A 20754-nucleotide genomic window follows, 5' to 3' on the forward strand; every position below is an offset into this window, starting at 1 on the left:
GCGATGGAGCGTGGTGGTCTCCCTCACGGCGGCGCTGGCCGCGGTGACGCTCGCGGCGTGTCTTCCCCGCGCGGCGCCGCCGCCCCTGGCGCCCGTCGGCACGGTGGTCGCAGTGGCCTACGTGCGGGATGACGCGCGGCGGGCCGGCGTGGTGGCGGACGTCCCGGAGGGGCTGAAGCAGCGCATCGCGGAGACCCTGGCCAAACGCAACCTGCGCGCGGAGGTGGTGCCCTACGCGGACTACGCCGCCTACTTCGCGAAGGTGCGCGACTCGCAGCGCCGCTTCGAGATGCTGAAGGCGCTGACGCCGGAGGCGCCGCTGCACCTGCTGGTGGAGACGCGGGTGACGTTCTTCAGCCAGGTGGGCGGCCGCTTCTCGTGGGACATCTCCGTGCGGACCACGGGCGCGCGCGCGGACTCCGCCATGGCGCCCACCGTCGTCAGCCAGGACTACGGCGCCGCCCTCCAGTTCGACCAGCAGCGCGAGGACGACGCGCAGCTGGAGGTGGCCCCGCAAATCGCCAGTCAGGCGGGCGCGCTGTTCGACTCCTTCCTGGCCTCGCCCTTCCTGGTGCCGGACACGGACGGTGGCCCGGGCACGGTGCCGGGCCTCAACGCGCCGGCCGGGCCGGGCATCGAGCCGGGCAAGGGCACGCCGGTCGCGCCCCAGCCCTACCGGGGTTCGTGGGAGCCGCCGGCGGGAGACGCGGTCTACTTCGTGATGGTGGACCGCTTCTCCAATGGAGACCCGAAGAACGACGGCGCGGTGGACCTGGAGGACGCGCAGGCCTTTCACGGCGGAGACCTGCAAGGTGTCATTGACCGGCTGGACGGGCTTCAGCAGCTCGGTGTCCGCACGGTGTGGCTTTCACCCGTCTTCCAGATGCGCACCGACACGTTCTACGGGTACGGCGCCTTCCACGGGTACTGGGTGGAGGACTTCGGCCGGGTGGAGCCGCGCTTCGGCGACGAGGCGCTGCTGAAGACGCTGTCGGCGGAGCTGCGCCGCCGGGACATGCGGCTGGTGCTGGACGTGGTGCTCAACCACGTGGGGCCGGAGACGCGCCTGTCGCGTGAGCGGCCCGACTGGTTCCACGGCCTGGGGCCCATCAAGGACTGGAGCGACTCGCGCGAGCTGGTGATGGGGGACGTGCACGGCCTGCCGGACCTCGCCGTGGAGAAGGAAGAGGTGTACGCGCACCTGCTGGCGCATTCGCGCCGGTGGGTGGACGTGCTCAAGCCCGCGGGCTTCCGGCTGGACGCGGTGAAGCACATGCCCACCTCCTTCTGGGCTCGCTACAACGACGACCTTCGCCAGCACGCGGGGCCGGGCTTCCTGCTGCTGGGGGAGATGCTGGACGGCGACCCGGTGCTGCTGTCGGACACGATGAAGGAAGGTCGCTTCGGGACGATGTTCGACTTCCCGCTGGCCTTCGCGCTGGTGGACGTCTTCTGCAGGGACCGCTCTCCGTCGCACCTGGGCGCCATCCTCTTCAACGACCGGCTGTACCCGGCGCCGGGCTCGCTGGTGACGATGGTGGACAACCACGACCTGCCCCGGGTCATGAGTGAGTGCGGCGGCGACGTGGAGCGGGTGAAGCGGGCGCTGGCGGTGCAGCTCACCGCGCGCGGCGTGCCGGCGCTCACCTACGGCACCGAGGAGGGCCTGACGGGCGCGAAGGAGCCGGAGAACCGAGGCGACATGCGCTTCACGAACCACCCGCTGCGCGCATGGATTGGCGGGCTGCTGGCGTTGCGTCGTGGCAGTGAGGCCCTCCAGCGCGGCGAGACGTTGATGCTCGCCGCCCGGGAGGACCTCTTCGCCTACGCGCGCGTCACCGCCGACGAGGCCGTCGTCATCGCCGTGAATACCCGTGACAGCGCCGTGGACGTGCCGCTGCCGGACGGGCTGGCTGGCTCGAAGCTGGAGCCGCTGGCCCTGGCGCCGCCGCTGGCCGCCGGAGAGGTGGGCTCTGTGCGTGTGCCCGCTGGAGAGGTGGCCCTGGCGCGGCTGACGCCCCAGACGGCGGGCGGCTTCGCCACGGCGGCGAAGCTCGCGGGCCTGCGGTGGCGGGGGATGGGCACGCGGCGCACGGTGGAGCTGGCAGTGGAGGACCCGGCGGTGCGGCTGGTGGGCAGCGGGCCGGAGCTGGGCGGGTGGAAGCCCGAGCGCTCGCTTCGTCCAGGGCCTGACGGCTTCGCGCTGTCGCTGCCCGTTGGCGCCATCTTCGAGTACAAGCTCCTGCGCGACGGCTCCCAGGGCACGCTCGACTGGGAGGACGGCGCCAACCGCTTGTTGTTCGTGGACGAAGGCACCGGGCCGCTGCGCCAGACCTTGGCGTGGAGCCGGCGCTGACCGCACCTGCTTCCTTTCGCCCCGCCTGGAGCGGGGCCCACCTCCGAGGTCCGAAGTGAACGACCGACTCCTCCGCGCGGCGCGCCGCCAGCCCACTGACACGACGCCGGTATGGCTGATGCGCCAGGCCGGCCGCTACCTGCCCGAGTACCGGGCCATCCGCGGCAACATCGCCTTCCTGGATTTGTGCAAGCACCCGGACCTGGCGGCGGAGGTCACCGTCCAGCCGGTGACACGCCTGGGCGTGGACGCGGCCATCATCTTCTCCGACATCCTCATCCCCGTGGAGGCCATGGGCATCACCCTGGAGTTGGGGGACAAGGGGCCGCACTTCCCCAACCCCGTGCGCTCCGCGGCGGACATCGACAAGCTGGGCGTGCCGGACCCCGTGGAGGGCACCGGCTTCGTGGCCGAGGCCATCCGCCGCACGCGCAAGGCGCTCCATGACGCCGTGCCCGTCATCGGCTTCGCGGGCGCGCCCTTCACGCTGGCCGCGTACATGGTGGAGGGCGGCGGCTCCAAGAGCTACATCCTCATCAAGCGGCTGATGTTCGAGCAGCCCGAGCTGGCGCACCGCCTCTTCGGCAAGCTCACCGACACGCTCATCCCCTACCTGAAGATGCAGGTGGAGGCGGGCGCGAGCATCGTCCAGATTTTCGACTCGTGGGGCGGCGAGCTGTCGCCGTGGGACTACGAGCGCTTCTGCATGCCGTACCTCAAGCGCATGGTGTCCGAGCTGAAGGCCACCGGCGTGCCCGTCATCGTCTTCGGCGTGGGCATGTCCACGCACCTGTCGCTGCTCAAGAGCACCGGTGCGGACGTGGTGGGCCTGGACTGGACGCTGCCCATGGACGAGGGCCGGAAGGTGCTGGGGCCGGACGTGGCGGTGCAGGGCAACCTGGACCCGCTGCACCTGTTCCTCCCCCGCGAGGAGCTGGACGGCCGCGTGAAGGACATCCTCCGCCGCGCGGGCCCCGAGGGGCACATCTTCAACCTGGGCCACGGCATCCTCCCGCCCACGGACCCCGAGTCCGCGAAGTTCCTGGTGGAGGCCGTCCACCGCCACGGCGTGGCGCTGCGCCAGGGCACGCTGGGGCCGTAGGGTCGCTTTCACCCCCCGCGGGCAGCCCCGTAGGGAGTGTCAACCGATTGATTTTTGAATCAACGGACGATTGACGCGGCGCATTGCCGCTCGTTAGATGCCCACCTCCCGACGTCGCTGGAGGTGAGGCACACATGGCAAGCGAGAAGCGCAACGGCCCCCGAAGGGTGGCCATCGTCCGCGGCCTGCGGACCCCGTTCGTCAAGGCGGGCTCCGTCTTCTCGGGGCTGACGGCGCTGGATTTGGGCCGCCTGGTGGTCCAGGAGCTGGTGCAGAAGACGGACCTGGACCCGAACGTCATCGACCAGGTGGTGTTCGGTCAGGTCATCCCCACGTTGACGGCGCCGTCCATTGCCCGCGAGGTCGTCATCGCGGCGGGGCTGCCGAAGACGATTGACGCCTTCACGGTGTCGCGCGCGTGCGCCACGTCCATCCAGGCGATGACGACGGCGGCCAACGCGATTGCCATGGGCGAGGCGGACGTCATCATCGCCGGCGGCACCGAGTCCATGTCGGACGCGCCGATTTTCACCAGCCGGCCGCTGGCCCACGCGCTGGTGGCGGCGTCCAAGGGGCGCTCGCTGCCGGACAAGCTCAAGCCCTTCCAGCGCCTCAAGGCCAAGGACTTGCTGCCGGTGCCCCCGGCCATCGCCGAGTACTCCACCGGCATGACGATGGGGGAGAGCGCGGAGAAGATGGCCAAGGAGAACGGCATCTCCCGCGAGGAGCAGGACCGCATCGCCTTCAACTCGCACCGCAACGCGGCCAAGGCGTGGAAGGACGGCCTGTTCGACAACGAGGTCATGCACGTCGTCGTGCCGCCGAAGTTCGACAAGACGGCGGAGCGCGACAACATCGTCCGTGAGGACGCCAGCCTGGAGGCGCTGGGCCAGCTCCGGCCAGCGTTCGACCGCAAGTACGGCACGATTACGGCGGGCAACGCGTCGCCGCTGACGGACGGCGCCGCGGCGCTGCTGCTGATGAGCGAGGAGAAGGCGCGCGCGCTGGGCTACGAGCCGCTGGGCTTCCTGCGCAGCCACGCCTACGCCGCCACGGACCCGGGGGACCAGCTGCTCCAGGGTCCGGCCTACGCGGTGCCCACGGCGCTCAAGCGCGCGGGCATGAAGCTTTCGGACATCGACCTGGTGGAGATGCACGAGGCCTTCGCCGCGCAGGTGGCCAGCAACCTCCAGGCGCTGGCGTCCCCGGCCTTCGCGAAGAAGGCGGGCTGGAGCGCGCCGGTGGGCGAAGTCGACCGCGAGCGGCTGAATGTGACGGGCGGCTCCATCGCCATTGGCCATCCCTTCGGGGCCACGGGGGCGCGCATCGTCACCCAGGCCCTCAATGAGCTGAAGCGTCGGAACAAGAACACGGTGATGTGCACCGTCTGCGCGGCGGGCGGCCTGGGCGCCGTCGTCATCCTGGAGCGTGCGTGATGGCCACCAAGGCGGAAGAGCTCGAGGTGAAGCAGGGCTTCTCGTACCAGGTGGAGGACGGCGTCGCCGTCATCACCTTCGATTTGCCGGACTCCCCGGTGAATACGCTGTCGCCGGAGACGGGCGAGGCCTTCCTGCGCGTCATGACGCGCGCGGAGCGAGAGCCCGAGGTGAAGGCCGTCGTCTTCACGTCCGGCAAGAAGGACTCGTTCGTCGCCGGGGCGAAGATCGACTTCCTGCAGACCATCAAGACGGCGGAGGAGGCCACCGCCATCAGCCGCAACGGACAGGAGGGCTTCGACAAGCTGGACGCCTTCCCCAAGCCCGTCGTCGCGGCCATCCACGGCGCCTGTCTGGGCGGCGGCCTGGAGTGGGCGCTGGCGTGTGACTACCGCATCGCCACCGACAGCCCGAAGACGTCGCTGGGCCTGCCGGAGGTGCAGCTGGGCCTGATTCCGGGCGCGGGCGGCACCCAGCGGCTGCCGGCGCTGATTGGCGTGCAGGCGGCGCTGGACCTCATCCTCACCGGCAAGAGCCTCAAGCCGGCGAAGGCGAAGAAGCTGGGCGTGGTGGATGAAGTGGTGCCGGCGCCCATCCTCCGCGCCATCGCCGTGCGGCGCGCGAAGGAGCTGGCCGAAGGGAAGCTGAAGGTGGACCGCCGTCACGGCCAGGGCTTCAAGGGTGTGGCCGCGAGCGGCAAGGCGAAGGGGCTGGCGGGCTTCATCCAGGGCCTGGCCAACAAGGAGCTGTGGGCGGAGGTGGCGCTGGAGGACAACCCGCTGGGCCGCAAGGTCCTCTTCGACCAGGCGCGCAAGCAGCTCCTGAAGAAGACGCGCGGCAAGTTCCCCGCGCCGGAGAAGGCGCTTCAAGTCGTGCGCGTGGGCCTGGAGTCCGGGCACAAGGCGGGCCAGGAGGCGGAGGCGAAGGCCTTTGGCGAGCTGGTGGTGTCGGACGTCTCCAAGCGGCTGGTTGAAATCTTCTTCGCCACCACGGCGCTGAAGAAGGAGAACGGCACCGCCAACCCCGACGCGAAGCCGCGCGAGGTGAAGAAGGTGGCGGTGCTGGGCGGCGGGCTGATGGGCGGCGGCATCGCCTATGTCACCAGCGTGCTCCAGGGCGTGCCCGTGCGCGTGAAGGACAAGGACGACGCGGGCGTGGGCCGGGCCATGAAGCAGGTGCAGTCTATCCTGGATGAGCGCGTGAAGCGGCGCTCGCTCACCCGCCGCGATGCCACTGCGAAGTCGGCCCTGGTGACGGCGGGCACGGACTACGCCGGCTTCAAGTCGGCGGACCTGGTCATCGAGGCGGTGTTCGAGGACCTCAAGCTCAAGCACCGCATCATCGCGGAGGTGGAGGCCGTCACCGGCGACCAGACCATCTTCGCGTCCAACACCTCCAGCATCCCGATTACGGAGCTGGCCAAGGGCAGCCGCCGGCCGGCGCAAGTCATCGGCATGCATTACTTCAGCCCGGTCCACAAGATGCCGCTGCTGGAGGTCATCACCCACGCGGGCACCGCGGACTGGGTGACGGCCACCTGCGTGGAGGTGGGGCGCAAGCAGGGCAAGACGGTCATCGTCGTCAACGACGGGCCGGGCTTCTACACCTCGCGCATCCTCGCGCCGTACATGAATGAGGCGGCGTACCTGCTGGCGGAAGGCGCGGACATCGCGGAGCTGGACCGGGCGCTGGTCGAGTTCGGCTTCCCCGTGGGCCCGATTACCCTCCTGGACGAGGTGGGCATCGACGTGGCGCAGAAGGTGGGCCCCATCATGGAGGCCGCCTTCGGCAAGCGCATGGCGGCGCCCAAGGCCCTGGAGAAGGTCGTGGCCGACGGCCGCCTGGGCCGCAAGACGCAGAAGGGCTTCTACCTGTACGAGGACGGGAAGAAGCAGGAGGTGGACAGCTCCATCTACGCCCTGTTGCCCCACGGCACGGAGCGCCGCTCCTTCGACCGCGCGGAGATGGCGGAGCGCGTGGTGCTGCAGATGGTCAACGAGGCCATCCGCTGCCTGGGCGAGGGCATCCTCCGCAGCGCGCGTGACGGCGACGTGGGCGCCATCTTCGGCCTGGGCTTCCCGCCGTTCCTCGGTGGCCCCTTCCACTACGTGGACAGCCGCGGCCCCGCCGAGGTGCTGCGCAAGCTGGAGCACTACCACGACAAGCTCGGGGAGCGTTTCGCCCCCGCGCCGCATCTGGTGGAGTTGGTGAAGGCGGGCAAGACGTTCTACCCGCGCTGAGTCATTCCAGTGACCGCACCCGGGAGCTCCACATATCAGGGGCTCCCGGGCTTGACCGGAGGCCGTCACTGGCCCGAGCCTCCCGGGCCGAATGGCACGCTCCGCGTCCCGCACCATCGCCCTCGTCGTCCTGTCGGCAGTCGTGGCCTGTGGCGCAGCCGCCACCGCCGGGGCCTGGCGCTTCTTCCACAAGGACCCCGACAACCCCGTCGTCCGGCTCGACGAGTACTTCACCATGGGCTGGGTGGCCTGGGATTCCAGCTGGTACATGCGGATTGCCCAGGAGGGCTACCAGTTCGTCCCGGGGCAGCAGAGCTCGGTGGCGTTCTTCCCGCTGTACCCGCTGCTCATCCGCGCGGTGGAGTCGCTGGGGCCCAACGTGTACCAGTCCGGCGTGTTCATCACGCTGCTGTGCGGCCCGCTGGCGCTGGTGCTCTTCACCGTCTGGGCGCGCAAGCTGACGGACGAGGCCACGGCGCTGAAGGCCGGGCTGCTGATGGCCTGCTACCCCTTCACGCTCTTCTTCTACGGCGCCATGTATTCGGACGCGCTGTTCGTCCTGCTGGTGGTGGCGGCCTTCCTGCTGCTGGAGCGTGGGCACCTGGGGCCCGCCATCCTCGTCGCGGCGGTGGCCACCGCGGCCCGGCCCGTGGCGCCCGCGGTGGTGCTGGGCCTGCTGGTGCGCCGCCTGGAGTGGAAGCACGCGCGAGGTGAGAAGTGGAGCGCGGTGGACTTCTTGCCGGTGCTGTCGGGCCTGGGCTTCGGCGCGTACATGCTCTTCCTGTGGCACCAGTTCGGTGACCCTGTGGCCTTCGTGAAGGTGCAGGGGGCGCCCGGCTGGGAGCAGATTCCCGGCTGGCACACGTGGCTGAAGGTGAGCTGGTTCGAGCGCGTCGTGCTGGCGCCGCAGGACAAGCGCGAGGCCCTCCGGCTGGCCGCGCATGCCTTCTTCACGGTGCTGGCGCTGGCGCTGGTGTGGCCCACGCGCAAGCTGCTGGGGTGGGGCTACGCCGTCTACGTGCTGGCCATCGTCGGGCTGCCCGCGTGGTCCACCAAGGACTTCATGGGCATGGGGCGCTACCTGCTGTCCGCCTTCCCCGTCTTCCTCACCGCGGCGATGCTGCTGCGCGAGCGGCCCTTGCTGCTGCGCGGGGCGCTGGCGGTGGGCGCCGCGTCGCTGCTCGTCCTCTCGTGGGCCTTCGGCGCGGACTACTACGTCTCATGAGCGCACTCCTCGAACAGGCCCTCCTTCGCTACGACGGGCTGCCCGTCGCCGAGCGCTTCCACGTCCACGCGCGGGCCTTCTCCGCGCCGCTGCTGGCCATGGCCGCGCGCACGCCGGGCGGCACCGTGGCGGACATCGGCTGTGGGCATGGGCTGCTGTCCGCGCTGCTGGCCCTGGAGGACTCGGGCCGCATCGTGCATGGCGTGGACCCGGACTCGCGCAAGGTGGCCTGGGCTCGGCGGGCGCTCGCGGGCCAGCCCAACGTGCGCATCGAGGAAGGCACCGTGGAGGAGACGCTGGCTCGGGGCGCTCCCGGCCGCTTCGACGCGGCGGTGGTGTGCGATGTGCTGTACCTGCTGCCGGAGTCTCGGTGGCCCGGGTTCCTCTCCACCGTGCGGGGCCTGCTGAAGCCCGGCGGGCGGCTGCTGCTCAAGGAGGTGGAGGGAGACGGCTCCTGGAAGCACCGCAAGGCGCTGGCGCAGGAGTGGGTGATGGTGTCGCTGCTGGGCCGAACGAAGGCCAGCGGCGGCATGGCGCTGAAGCCTCGCGCGGAGATGACGCGCTGCCTGGAGGACGCGGGCTTCGAGGTGCGTGAGGTGGTGGACCTGGGCCAGGGCTACACCACGCCGCACGTCCTCTACGTGGCGGAGGGCAGGGCGCCGTAGCTGTGAGGCTGGGCGCCGCCGCGCCTTGTTCCTCGGGGCGAGGAGGAGCGCACCTCAGGAGCTCGCTGTTCGGAAATGTCGGGAGATTTCGCGGCGCAAACCCCCGACATTTCCGAACAGCGAGCCAAGGGACCGGCTCCCCCCGGAGCGGATGGTTCACCTGCTGCGGCGACTCCGGCGCTCCGCTCACCTGCGCTGCGCGATGAGGCGGAGTGCACCGTTTCATCGCCGTGGCGCTGAACGCCGCGCTGTCACTCTTCGGCCGAGGCGGAGAACAGCGTCCCATAGCTGTGAAGCTCGATGCCGCGCTCACGTAGCCGCGACGCGACGCGCGTGCTGGTCAATGCAGCCAGCTCCGCTTCCCAGCCGTAGCGCCACGCCGGGTCTTCGGAGACGTGCGGCGTGCCTTCACCCGGGTGACACCCCAGCTCGAAGTCGCCCGCGGGCAGCGCGTCCACCACCGCGAGCAGGGCGGCCTCGTCCAGCATCCCCGCCTCGAAGACGCCGCCCGCGCTCACCCGGCGCACGCCCTGGGGCGCCCGAGGCGCGGCGTGTGCGAGCACGGCCAGCACCGTGGCCTTCAGCGCGGGGCCCGGCGCCTTCAACCAGCGAGGGCGGGGGAGCGCGTCCGGCCAGCGCAGGGGCAGCCCTTCGCGCGCGGCCAGCTCCTCCACCAGGGGCCGCACTCCGGGCAGCAGGTGCAGGTGCTGGTGCCCGTCCAGGTGGTCCACCGCCACGCCCAGCGCGCGGGCCCGCTGAAGCTGCGCGGAGAGCTCGCGCGCCAGCTCGTCCCGGCGCACCTGTCCGGTGAGCCACGCGCGAGCGAAGTCGGCCCAGCCGCCCCGCATCCGGCCGTCCGGCGCCACCGTGGGCACCTCATGCGCGGGCGCCGCGGGAGGCAGCCGCGTGGAGAGCGCCAGATGCAGTCCCACCGCGAGCCGCGCCTCCTTCGCGCGGGCGGCGGCCTCGGGCGCGGTGGGGCCCGTGGCCAGCAGCGTGGCGCTGGTGACGATGCCGTCGCGGTGCGCGCGGAGGATGCCCGCGTCCAGTGAGGCGTGGAGCCCCAGGTCGTCCGCGTTCACCACCAGGCGCGTGAGGGGGCGCGTCATGCGAAGGGCTCAGCCTCGCGCCGCGCGGCCCGGCGCCGCCGCGTGGAGCTGCTGAACGGAGGGTGGCAGGCGCACCGGATGTACCGGCGGCTGCGGCGCGCGCATCTTCGGGTAGAGCCGCATCAGCTCGCGCACCATCTTCGCGATGACGGAGGGCGAGGCCAGCGTGGACACGCCGCGCGTGCGCGGGAAGTAGTCCACGCCCATCTGGAACACGCGGAAGCCCTGGCGGATGGCCTTCACCACGAGCTCCGCGTCGATGAAGGAGCCCTGGCTGTGCAGCTCCATGGCCTCCAGCACGCGGCGGTGCATCACCTTGAAGCTGAAGTTGACGTCCTTGATTTGGATGTCGAACAGCGACCGGATGAGCAGGTTGTAGACGAACGAGTAGACGATGCGCTTGGGGCCCTCGCTCGTGCGGTCGAACCGGAAGGCGCAAATCATGTCCGCCTCCAGGTACGACATCAGGTGCAGCGCCCGCTCCAGCTCGCGCATGTCCCAGGGCAGGTCCACATCGGAGTACACGACGATGTCCTTCGTCGACGCCGCCAGCCCCGTGCGCATGGCGCCACCCAGCTTCAGATTCACGGGGTGGTGGATGACACGAAGCTGGGGAACCTTCAGGGCCAGCGCCTCACAGACGTCACGGGTGCGGTCCGTGGACGCGTCGTTGACGACGATGATTTCGAAGTCGTCCGTCAGCGCCGGGAGGACCTCCAGCGCCCGGCTGACGGCACGCTCGACGTAGTCCTCTTCGTTCCAGGCCGGGAAGAACAGGCTGATGCTCGGGTATTGGGCCACGGGGGACCTCGGCGGACGGACCTGCGGAGTTGGCGGCTCGCTAGCAGAGAATCCTGTTTTTATCCAATGGCAGGGGTCGCACTCCGCCGCAGGCCTGTGCTACCGTGAAATCATCATTTTGCGGGGACACTGTGAACTCCAGGCCCTTCACCCTGCTGGTAGTGGACGACTCGCAGTCGACGTTGCCTCGGTTGGCCCGCGCGCTGGGCCCGGAGGAGTTCGCCCTCCGAATCACCGCCCACGGCCCGGAGGTGCCGAGGTTGGCGCGGGAGGTCTCGCTGGTGGTGCTCTGCCCGGACGCGGACGCCCAGGCCAGCCTGGACCTGCTCGAACGCCTGATACCCGGGGAAGGCCTGGTGGGTCCCCCCGTGGTGCTCCTGACCCCACCCGAGCCCAGGAACCTCTGGCTGGAGGCCCTTCGTCGTGGTGCTGAAGTCATGTTTGACCCATGGGCGCCGGATGAACTGGTGGCCCGGGTGCATCGCGCCCTGTCCGCGCAGACCCGGATGGAGGCGCTCGCCGCCCAGGTGAGCGAGCTGCAGCGGCTGTCGTCGACGGACGGCCTCACGGGCGTCCACAACCACCGGCATTTCCAGGAGCGGCTGAGGGAGGAGTTCCGCCGCGCCCAGCGTTACGACGACGCCCTGGCGCTCATCCTGCTGGACTTGGATTACTTCAAGGAAATCAACGACAAGTACGGCCACTCCGCGGGCGACGGCGTGCTGCGCGAGGTGGCCGCCGCGCTCACCCGGGGCGTGCGCGAGACGGACCTGGTGGCCCGCTATGGCGGAGAGGAGTTCGCGGTGCTGCTGCCCCGCACCCACCTCACCGGGGCGCTCACCGTCGCCGAGCGTGTCCGCCGCGAGCTCCGCGCCCTGCGGCTGGAGGTGGAGGACGGCCTGCAAGTCACCGCCTCATTTGGGGTTTCCAGCTTCCCTCACCGCACCGTCCTCACCCCGGAGCAGCTGCTCCTGACGGCCGACGAGGCCCTCTACCAGGCCAAACGGGATGGCAGGGATCGCATCTGCCTCCATCCCCAGCTCCCGGTCGGTCCGCTCGGAACCTAGCCCGGGTCAAAGACCCGGGGTCCATATTGACCCATTTGGTGGGGATGGGTCTAATGAGACCCGTTGTTGTTTCGCGCCAGGGAAATGTCAAGGCCCGTGATTCCAGACTGTTGGGCAGGGAGTTCCTGCTGGCAGGGCCATTGCACTTGTCCAGGGGCGGAAACAATTCATGGGTTCTCAAGCCGCACATGTCCACGGCCAGCCGGCCGAATCGCCACGAGGGCGGCTGCTCCTGGTCGACGACGAGGAGAACATCCTCAAGTCCATCCGCCGGGTGCTGCGCCGCGGTGACTGGGACATCGAGACGGCGACGGACGCCGAGCAGGGCCTGCGGGCGGTGGAGGCGTTCCACCCCGAGGTCGTCATCTCCGATTTCCGCATGCCGGGGATGAATGGCGTCGATTTCCTGACCCGGGTGAAGCAGCAGGAGCCGCGGGCCCAGCGCATCATGCTGACGGGCCAGGCGGACCAGCAGGCCATCGAAGAGGCCATCAACCGGTCGGAGATCTTCCGCTTCATCTCCAAGCCCTGGAACGACAGCCACCTGGTGCTGACGGTGAAGAGCGCCTTCGAGCAGTACGCGCTCCAGGCGGAGAACGAGCGGCTCTACACGGTGACGCAGGCGCAGAACGCGGAGCTGAAGCTGCTCAACGCGGACCTGGAGGAGCGCGTCGCCCAGCGCACGCGCATGCTCAGCCAGGCCAAGCGCGAGTGGGAGCTGTCCTTCGACTGCATGGAGACGCCGCTGTGCGTGGTGCGCGCGCGGGACTTCGCGGTGCGGCGGGCGAACCTCGCGTACGCGGACGTGGCGGGGCGCTCCATCGAGGAGATTCCCTCCGACACGACGTGCTACCGCTACCTCTTCGGCCGCAACGAGCCCTGCACGGGCTGCCCGCTGCCGGCGGCGGTGGAGAGCGGCAAGGGCGCGCGCGGTGAGGTCCGCCAGGGTGGGCGCACCTTCGTGGTGGCCGCCTACCCCATGACGGGGGACGAGCGCGTCGTCTGCACCTACCGGGACGTCACCGAGGAGCAGTCGATGACGCGGCGGCTCATCGAGACGGAGAAGATGGCCGCGGTGGGCCAGCTCGCCGGCGGGGTGGCGCACGAAATCAACAACCCGCTGGGCGGCATCCTCGCCTTCGCGCAGCTGATGTCGCGTGACGCGGGCCGCAGCAAGGCGGACCTGGAGTCGCTGGGCCTCATCGAGGAGAGCGCGCTGCGCTGCAAGCGCATCGTGGAGAGCCTGCTCAAGTTCAGCCGCCACAGCCGCGTGGAGGACCGGCGGCCCTTCGACCTCTCCAAGTGCGTGGAGGACGCGGCGGTGCTGTTCCGCGCGCAGCTCAAGTCCATGCCCACGGTGGAGCTGTCGCTGGGGCTCGCGGACGGCCTTCCCCAGGTGTACGGCGATCCCGGCCAGCTCGCGCAGGTGGTGCTCAACCTGCTGCAGAACGGCCTCCAGTCGCTGCCCACGCGTGAGGGCAAGCTGAAGCTGGTGACGGGTCGCGAAGGCGACCGCTGCTTCTTCGCGGTGACGGACACCGGCACGGGCATCGAGCAGAAGCACCTGCCTCGCATCTTCGAGCCGTCGTTCACCACCAAGGCCCCGGGTGAAGGCACCGGCCTGGGGCTCTCCATTGCCTACCGCATCGTCCAGGACCACGCGGGCAGCTTCCACGTGGACACCCAGGTCGGCGAAGGCTCCTGCTTCACCGTTTTTCTGCCCATCCCCCTGCAGTTGGAGAGGTTGCCGTGAACCAAGTCAAGCGCGCCAAAGTCCTCGTCGTGGATGACGACTCCGTCGTCCTCAAGGCCGTGACGCAGATTCTCCAGCGCGAGGGCCACCCGGTGGTGGCCATTGACGACGCGGTGGAGGGCCTGACGGCGGCCAAGGACCCCACCATCGACGTGGTCGTCCTCGACATCAAGATGCCCAACCTGTCCGGCATGGACCTCTTGCGCGGCATCAAGGCCGACCGCCCGGACGTGGAGGTCATCATGATGACTGCCTTCGCCACCGTGGAGACGGCGGTGGAGGCGGTGAAGGCGGGCGCGTACGACTACCTCACCAAGCCCTTCGAGAACATCGACGAGGTCAGCCTCACGGTGGCCAAGGCGGCCGAGCGCAAGGCGCTCAAGGACCGCACCCGCGCGCTGGAGGAGGCCCTCACGGTCCGCAGCCAGTTCGAGGACCTCATCGGCCAGTCCACGCAGATGCGCTCCGTCTTCAAGCTGGTGGAGACGGTGAGCCACTCCACGGCCACGGTGCTCATCCAGGGTGAGAGCGGCACCGGCAAGGAGCTGGTGGCCCGCGCCATCCACTACCGCAGCGCGCGCAAGGACAAGCCCTTCGTGGCCGTCAACTGTTCGGCGCTGACGGAGACGCTGCTGGAGAGCGAGCTCTTCGGCCACGTGAAGGGCAGCTTCACTGGCGCCACCGGCAACAAGAAGGGCCTCTTCGAGGCGGCCGACGGCGGCACCATCTTCCTGGATGAAATTGGCGACGTGCCCCCGGCCACCCAGGTCCGCCTGCTGCGCGTGCTCCAGGAGGGTGAAGTCAAACGCGTGGGCGCCAACGAGCCGGTGAAGGTGGACGTGCGCGTCATCGCCGCCACCCACGTGGACCTGTCCCGCGCCAAGGAGCAGGGCAAGTTCCGCGAGGACCTCTTCTACCGCCTCAACGTCATCACCATCGACCTGCCGCCCCTGCGGGACAGGCCCGAGGACGTGCCCCTGCTGGCGCACCACTTCCTGAAGGTCTACGCCTCCAAGGCGGACAAGAAGGTGACGGGCATCTCCCCGCGCGCCATGGAGGCCCTCACCTGCAACCGGTGGACGGGCAACGTGCGCGAGCTGGAGAGCGTCATCGAGCGCGCGGTGGTGCTGACGGGCAACGAGGTCATCGACGTGGAGGACCTGCCGCCGGGCTTCCAGTCCGCGCCCCAGCCGGACTCCACGGTGGAGGTGTTCAGCCTGGCACACCTGCCCTACGCCCAGGCCAAGCGCCTGGCGATGCGCGCCTTCGAGCGCCGGTACCTGTCCGCGCTGCTGGAGAAGAACAACCAGAACGTCTCCAGCGCCGCGCGCGCGGCGGGCGTGGACCGCTCCAACTTCCGCCGTCTGCTCAAGCAGTACGAGGTGGCCGGCCGGTCCATGAAGCCCCGCGTGGCCTCCCAGGACGACGGCGAGGCGCTGGAAGCCGCGTCCTGACGTGTGTCAGCCGGCGGGCACCCGGGCGTTTCCAATGCCCGCCCGGGGCCCTCCTGGACTAGAAGACGGGGTTGCGTGCAGACCCTGGCAATCGTCGCGAAGAGGGACAAGCCCGAGGCGGCAGCGCTCGCGGCTCAAATCCGTGAGCGGTACCCCCACCTGACGGTGCTGGCGGACCGCTCGCTGGCCCATGAGCTGGGCTGGCCGCGGGTGGATGACCGGGAGCTGGTGGCCCGGGCGGACCTGATGGTGGTGCTGGGCGGTGACGGCACGCTCATCTACGCGGCGCGCCTGCTGGGCGGCCGCGGGGTCCCCATTCTGGGCGTCAACCTGGGCAGCCTGGGCTTCATGACGGAAGTCCCGGTGGAAGAGCTGTACCCCATGCTGGACCAGGTGCTCGCGGGGCGCTCCCAGGTGGACTCCCGGATGAAGCTCACCTGCCGGCTGCTGCGCGGCGGCAGGGTGCTCATCGAGGACGAGGTCCTCAATGACGTGGTCATCAACAAGGGCGCGCTGGCGCGCATCGCGGACCACGAGACGGCCATCGACGGGGTGCCGATTACGACCTACAAGTCGGACGGCGTCATCCTGGCCACGCCCACCGGCTCCACGGCGTACTCGCTGTCGGCGGGCGGGCCCATCGTCCATCCGTCCGTGGACTGCACCGTGCTGTCGCCCATCTGTTCGCATGCGCTCACGCAGCGCTCCATCGTCGTGCCGGCGGACCGGACCATCCGGGTGACGCTGCGCAGTGAGACGGCGGACACGTACCTGACCATTGACGGGCAGACGGGCCACGGGCTCCAGGGCGGGGACTGCATCGAGGTGGTGCGCTCGCCCAACCGGGTGAACCTGGTGCGCAACCCGAAGGTGGCCTACTTCTCCATCCTCCGGCAGAAGCTCCACTGGGGCGAGCGCTGAGGGGCGCCGGGCGCCGTGTTCCTGTTCCTGTCGAAGGTGTTGGACCTGCTGCTGGCGCCGCTCTCCTGGGCGCTGCTGCTGTGGCTGGCGGCCTGGGGGCTGCGGCGGCGCCGTGAGCGGCTGTCGCGGGTGCTGAGCGTGCTGGGCGGGGGCGTGCTGTACGCCTTCTCCATTGAACCGGTGGCCATGGGGCTGATGCGGGCGACGGAGGCGGGGGCGGCGCGGACCTTCCAGCCGGGCACCCCGTATGACGCCGTCATCGTCCTGGGGGGCGGGTTGGATCCATCCGCCACGGAGCGCACCGGCGTGCCGGAGTACAACGCGGCGGTGGAGCGGGTGCTGCGGGGCTTCGAGCTGCTGCGCGAAGGCCGGGCGCGGCAGGTGCTCCTCTCCGGCGGTTCGCTGGACCCGAGGCCCGAGGCGGTGGTGGAGGCGGACGTGCTGCGCCGGCAGCTCCAGCAGTGGGGCATTCCGGAGGGGCGCATCGTCACGGAGGGGCGCAGCCGCAATACGCGGGAGAACGCGGTGGAGTCGGCGCGCATCATCCAGGAGCGCGGGTGGAAGTCCCTGCTGCTGGTGACGAGCGCCGCGCACATGCCGCGCGCCGCGGGGTGCTTCGCGGCGGTGGGGCTGCGGCCGGACCTGTTGCCGGTGGACTCCCGGGCGTCGAAGACGCCGCTGCGGCGAATGAGCTGGTTGCCGAGGGCAGGGGCGCTCAACCTGAGCACCGACGCCCTGCGCGAGCTGGCGGGGCGCGCGGTGTATCGCGTGCGAGGCTGGACGGCGCCTTGAGCGCCGCGCCCGTCCTACTTCAGCGGCGCGCGCGGCTGACGCGCGTCAGGCGCCAGCGCGCCGGTGCCAAGCCGGGAGATGCGGCCATCCGCCTGGGCATGCGGTGACGGCGTGCCGGTGCGGAACGCCTCCGCCAGCACGTCCAGCGGCGAGTTGCCCGTCACCCTGGCCGGTGTGGACGGCTGGTTCTTCAGCATGTCGTAGCCGTCCTTGCCGCTGGCGAGGAAGCTCAGCGTGGCCAGCCGGTACGTGGCCGCGGTGTCCAGCGGCTTGCCGCCCACCTTCACGCCCAGCACCCGCTGTCCGGCGGGCCGGTCCGAATCAAAGGTGAACGCCAGCCCGGACACCTGCGGAAAGCGGCCCGGGCGTGAGTCCTCGCGGCTGAGGCTGACGCCGTTCTCCAGCGCCGCGCGCAGCGTGTCGCCCTTCACCTCCAGCACCACCAGCTCATCGGCGTAGGGGAAGATGGCGTGCAAATCCCGCCGCGTCACCCCGCCCGCGGGCAGCACCGCGTCCGCGCGCAGCGCCCCGGCGTTGACCAGCGCCACGTCCGCCCCGGCCGCCGCGCGGAAGGCATCCGCGACGAACGAGCCCAGGTTCGTCTCCTGCGTGCGCACCAGCGCGGACCGCGCCTCCAGCGCCACCGGGGTGCGGCCCACGCGCTCGGACAGCCGGTTGAACAGCGCGGCGTAGGGCTGCATCGCCGCGTTGAAGGCCGCGTCCTCCGGCACCTGGCGCGTCACCGGCAGCGTCTGCCACGTCACCTGGCGCACCGTGGCCGTCGCCGCGTCCACGTCCAGCGTGAGCCTGCCCAGGTCCACCGCGTCCGCCGCTACCTTGAAGATGGGCGTGCCCGTGCTTCGGTCCTCCAGCGCCTCGTGGTCATGCCCCCCCAGCACCGCGTCCACCCTGACGCAGCGGGCGAGCGCCCGGTCCTGGTCCGCCGTCAGGTGGGTGAGGGCCACCACCACCTGGGCGCCGGCCTCGCGCAGCTTCGCCACCGCGCCTTGGGCCGCCTCGCAGACGTCCCCGAAGAGCGTGTCCTTGCCGGCCTTGGTGGTGCCCTTCGTCTCCTGGAGCACCACGCCGAAGAGGCCCAGCTGGATGCCACCCAGCTCGCGCACCGCGGAGGCCCGCACGCCCGCGAAGAGCCCCCCCGACTTCGCGTCCCGCACGTTGGCCCCAAGCCACGTGAAGCGGGACTCGCGGATGCGCTCGCGCAGCACGTCGTCGCCGAAGTCGAACTCGTGGTTGCCCAGCACCGCGTAGTCCAGGCCGAACGCATTCCACGCGTCCACCATGTGCCGCCCCTTGAGCGCCTTGCCGTCCACCTCCACCAGCGACTCCACGGACGGAGACAGCGTGTCGCCCCCCATCACCGTCAGGACGTGGGGCGTCTCGCGAAGCACCTGCTTGCGCAGCGTGGCGGCGCGGGCCATCCCTCCCCGTCCTCCCTCGACGGCCTGCACCTGATAGACGTCCGCCAGGTGCAGGAGCGTCAGGCGCACCGTGCCGGAGGGCTGCGTGGGTGTAGGGGAAGGGGCGCTCGTGGCGCATCCGCTGGCAAGGACGGCGGCCAACGCGAGCAGGGCCTCACGTCGGGCCAGCGCGGTCTTCTTCGTCATCGTGCGTCGCTCTCCCCAGCGCGCTCCCTGGGTGGGGCGCAACGTGCGGGGCCTATCGCACTCAGGCGTGGATGGCGAGCACCGGGGACTTCACGCGCCGTGTCACACAGCGACCCGGGTGTCCCGACTGATACATCCAACGCGACTCGGTATGGTGGAAAGTTACAGATTCCGGGTAGAGCCGTTTGCGCTGGATTCACGCCGGTTGCTAGGACGCTCCCTGACCAAGGGAGGTTGTCATCCATGATGCACTGCAACAGGTGGGGCGCGCTCCTGCTGGCCGGTCTGATGGCCGGCTGCGGGGAGTCCGCGTTCGAAGCGCAGCAGGGTTCGACGGAAGAGACGGCCGTCATCAGCCAGCAGCTCAGCTCGTCCACGCGGCCCGGCATGGGCGCCACCGTCTATGCGGGGGGCACCACGTTCCGGACCTGGGCACCGCTGGCGAGCCGGGTGTTCGTCTCCGGTGATTTCAATGGTTGGGGCACCTGGATTGAGCTGGGCAACGAGTTCAACGGCAACTTCTCCGGCGACGTGGCGGGCGCGGTGAAGGGCCAGAAGTACAAGTTCATCACCCGCAACCAGTGGGGCAGCGACGCGTGGCGGGCGGACCCTCGCTCGGCGTGGCAGGAGAACTCCACCGGCTCCAGCATCATCTACGACCACGGCGAGTACTGGTGGAACGCGCAGCAGTTCAGCACGCCGGCCTTCAACGAGATGATCATCTACGAGCTGCACGTCGGCACGTTCAATGATTCGCCCGGCTGGGGCCCCGGCAACTGGAACAGCGCGATCGCCAGGCTCGACCACGTCCGGGATTTGGGCGCGAACATGGTCAAGGTCATGCCCGCGTACGAGTTCGCCGGTGACTTCTCCTGGGGCTACAACGCGGCCTTCCCGTTCGCGCCGGAGAGCGCCTACGGCCACCCCAACGACATGAAGCGCTTCGTGGACGAGGCGCACATGCGCGGCATCGGCGTCATCTTCGACGTGGTGCACAACCACTATGGCCCCAGCGACCTGCCCATGTGGTGCTACAGCGGCGACTGCCTCGGCTCGGGCGGCGAGTACTTCTACAACGACTCCCGCAAGAGCACGCCGTGGGGGGACACGCGTCCGGACTACGGCCGCCCCGAGGTGCGCGCGTACATCCGCGACTCGATGATGAACCTGCTCCACAACTTCCGTGGTGACGGTCTGCGCTGGGACGCCACCAAGTACATGCGCACGCAGAATGGCAGCGACGCCACCGCCATCCCCGACGCGTGGCGCGTGTTCCGCTCCATCAACCGGGAAATCAACTCCACGCAGCCCTGGAAGATCAGCATCGCCGAGGACTTCGGCGGCGGTGACTCCATCACCAACGGCTCCTCGTCCGACACCGCGGGCGGCGCGGACTTCGACTCGCAGTGGGGCGGCGACTTCGTGCACGCCATCCGCGCGGCGGTCATCGCGCCGAACGACAGCGGCCGTGACATGAACGCGGTGCGCACCGCCATCACCCAGCGCTACAGCGGGCGGCACACCGCGCGCGTCATCTACTCGGAGAGCCACGACGAGGTGGCCAACGGCAAGGCGCGCGTCCCGGAGGAGATCTGGCCGGGCAACGCGGGAAGCTGGGCCGCCAAGAAGCGCTCCACGCTGGCGGCGGGCGTCGTCTTCACCTCGCCCGGCATCCCGATGATCTTCCAGGGCCAGGAGTTCCTCGAGGACGGCTACTTCCAGGACACGGACCCGGTGGACTGGGGGAAGAACAGCACCTACGGCGGCATCCGGACGCTGTACCGCGACCTCATCCGCCTGCGCCGCAACTGGTTCAACAACACGCGCGGCCTGCGCGGCGGCAACGTCAACGTCCACCACGTCAACAACAGCGGCAAGGTGATTGCGTACCACCGCTGGGAGAGCGGCGGGCCCGGGGATGACGTCGTCATCGTCGCCAACTTCAGCGGCACGTACTTCCCCAGCTACAACATCGGCTTCCCGCGCGGGGGCATGTGGTACACGCGCTTCAACAGCGACTGGAACGGGTACTCGGGCGACTTCGGCAACACGGCGTCGATTGACACCGTGGCCTACAGCGGCGCGAAGGACGGCCTGTCGCACAACGCGTCGTTCGCCATCGGCCCCTACTCGCTGGTCATCTTCTCGCAGTAGCGCCTGGCGGCGCCGGGCGCCCGGGGTGGAGTCTCCCGGGCGTCTGTTCGCGCC

The 20754-nt window shown here is 70.0% G+C and carries 15 protein-coding genes; 12 read left to right on the forward strand and 3 right to left on the reverse strand.

Features of this window, described 5'->3' with window-relative positions; all coding sequences use genetic code 11:
* The first annotated feature begins 10 nt into the window (after nucleotides 1–10).
* From HV826_RS28795 to HV826_RS28820, 6 genes are all read left to right on the forward strand, one after another.
* Entirely contained in the window at nucleotides 11–2356 is a 2346-nt protein-coding gene (locus HV826_RS28795) for an alpha-amylase family glycosyl hydrolase (protein WP_368671012.1), read from the forward strand.
* Between the two features lie 55 nt (nucleotides 2357–2411).
* Nucleotides 2412–3458: a uroporphyrinogen decarboxylase gene (gene hemE / locus HV826_RS28800; RefSeq protein ID WP_176420174.1), complete on the forward strand. Its 1047-nt coding sequence runs from the start codon at nucleotides 2412–2414 to the stop codon at nucleotides 3456–3458.
* 134 nt (nucleotides 3459–3592) lie between these two features.
* Complete coding sequence (fadI, locus tag HV826_RS28805; protein ID WP_176420176.1) at nucleotides 3593–4894, forward strand: acetyl-CoA C-acyltransferase FadI; 1302 nt, start codon at nucleotides 3593–3595, stop codon at nucleotides 4892–4894.
* Nucleotides 4894–7134, forward strand: a complete 2241-nt coding sequence (fadJ, locus tag HV826_RS28810) for a fatty acid oxidation complex subunit alpha FadJ (RefSeq protein WP_176420178.1) — start codon at nucleotides 4894–4896, stop codon at nucleotides 7132–7134. Before fadI ends, fadJ begins: the two co-directional genes overlap by 1 nt.
* Before the next feature lie 91 nt (nucleotides 7135–7225).
* Entirely contained in the window at nucleotides 7226–8359 is a 1134-nt protein-coding gene (locus HV826_RS28815) for a mannosyltransferase family protein (protein WP_176420180.1), read from the forward strand.
* Nucleotides 8356–9024, forward strand: coding sequence for a bifunctional 2-polyprenyl-6-hydroxyphenol methylase/3-demethylubiquinol 3-O-methyltransferase UbiG (locus tag HV826_RS28820; protein WP_176420182.1), 669 nt, complete (start codon nucleotides 8356–8358; stop codon nucleotides 9022–9024). Before HV826_RS28815 ends, HV826_RS28820 begins: the two co-directional genes overlap by 4 nt.
* 251 nt (nucleotides 9025–9275) lie before the next feature.
* On the opposite strand, the gene HV826_RS28825 is transcribed toward HV826_RS28820, so the two are convergent.
* Both HV826_RS28825 and HV826_RS28830 read right to left on the reverse strand, forming a co-directional pair.
* On the reverse strand, nucleotides 9276–10133 hold the full coding sequence (locus HV826_RS28825) for a ChbG/HpnK family deacetylase (protein ID WP_176420184.1): 858 nt from the start codon (nucleotides 10131–10133) through the stop codon (nucleotides 9276–9278).
* 9 nt (nucleotides 10134–10142) lie between these two features.
* Nucleotides 10143–10934, reverse strand: coding sequence for a glycosyltransferase family 2 protein (locus HV826_RS28830; protein ID WP_176420186.1), 792 nt, complete (start codon nucleotides 10932–10934; stop codon nucleotides 10143–10145).
* Between the two features lie 131 nt (nucleotides 10935–11065).
* On the opposite strand from HV826_RS28830, the gene HV826_RS28835 reads away from it, so the two are divergent.
* From HV826_RS28835 to HV826_RS28855, 5 genes are all read left to right on the forward strand, one after another.
* Nucleotides 11066–12001 carry a GGDEF domain-containing protein gene (locus tag HV826_RS28835; protein ID WP_368671013.1) on the forward strand — a complete coding sequence of 312 codons (936 nt, stop codon included), beginning with the start codon at nucleotides 11066–11068 and terminating at the stop codon, nucleotides 11999–12001.
* Nucleotides 12002–12170: 169 nt separating this feature from the next.
* On the forward strand, nucleotides 12171–13754 hold the full coding sequence (locus HV826_RS28840; RefSeq protein WP_176420189.1) for a response regulator: 1584 nt from the start codon (nucleotides 12171–12173) through the stop codon (nucleotides 13752–13754).
* Complete coding sequence (locus tag HV826_RS28845) at nucleotides 13751–15208, forward strand: sigma-54 dependent transcriptional regulator (protein ID WP_176420190.1); 1458 nt, start codon at nucleotides 13751–13753, stop codon at nucleotides 15206–15208. The genes HV826_RS28840 and HV826_RS28845 overlap by 4 nt, the downstream gene beginning before the upstream one ends.
* Nucleotides 15209–15283: 75 nt before the next feature.
* Nucleotides 15284–16129: an NAD(+)/NADH kinase gene (locus HV826_RS28850; protein ID WP_176420191.1), complete on the forward strand. Its 846-nt coding sequence runs from the start codon at nucleotides 15284–15286 to the stop codon at nucleotides 16127–16129.
* 15 nt (nucleotides 16130–16144) lie between these two features.
* Nucleotides 16145–16921 (forward strand): YdcF family protein, encoded by a 777-nt coding sequence (locus tag HV826_RS28855; protein WP_176420192.1) that lies wholly within the window; start codon nucleotides 16145–16147, stop codon nucleotides 16919–16921.
* Between the two features lie 14 nt (nucleotides 16922–16935).
* On the opposite strand, the gene HV826_RS28860 is transcribed toward HV826_RS28855, so the two are convergent.
* The gene (locus HV826_RS28860) at nucleotides 16936–18546 is read right to left on the reverse strand and encodes a bifunctional UDP-sugar hydrolase/5'-nucleotidase (RefSeq protein WP_176420193.1); all 1611 of its coding nucleotides are present in this window, start codon (nucleotides 18544–18546) and stop codon (nucleotides 16936–16938) included.
* 243 nt (nucleotides 18547–18789) lie between these two features.
* On the opposite strand from HV826_RS28860, the gene HV826_RS28865 reads away from it, so the two are divergent.
* The gene (locus HV826_RS28865; RefSeq protein WP_176420194.1) at nucleotides 18790–20700 is read left to right on the forward strand and encodes an alpha-amylase family glycosyl hydrolase; all 1911 of its coding nucleotides are present in this window, start codon (nucleotides 18790–18792) and stop codon (nucleotides 20698–20700) included.
* Nucleotides 20701–20754 lie beyond the last annotated feature (54 nt).

It is taken from the genome of Myxococcus sp. AM010, assembly GCF_013372585.1.
GTDB lineage: Bacteria > Myxococcota > Myxococcia > Myxococcales > Myxococcaceae > Myxococcus > Myxococcus vastator.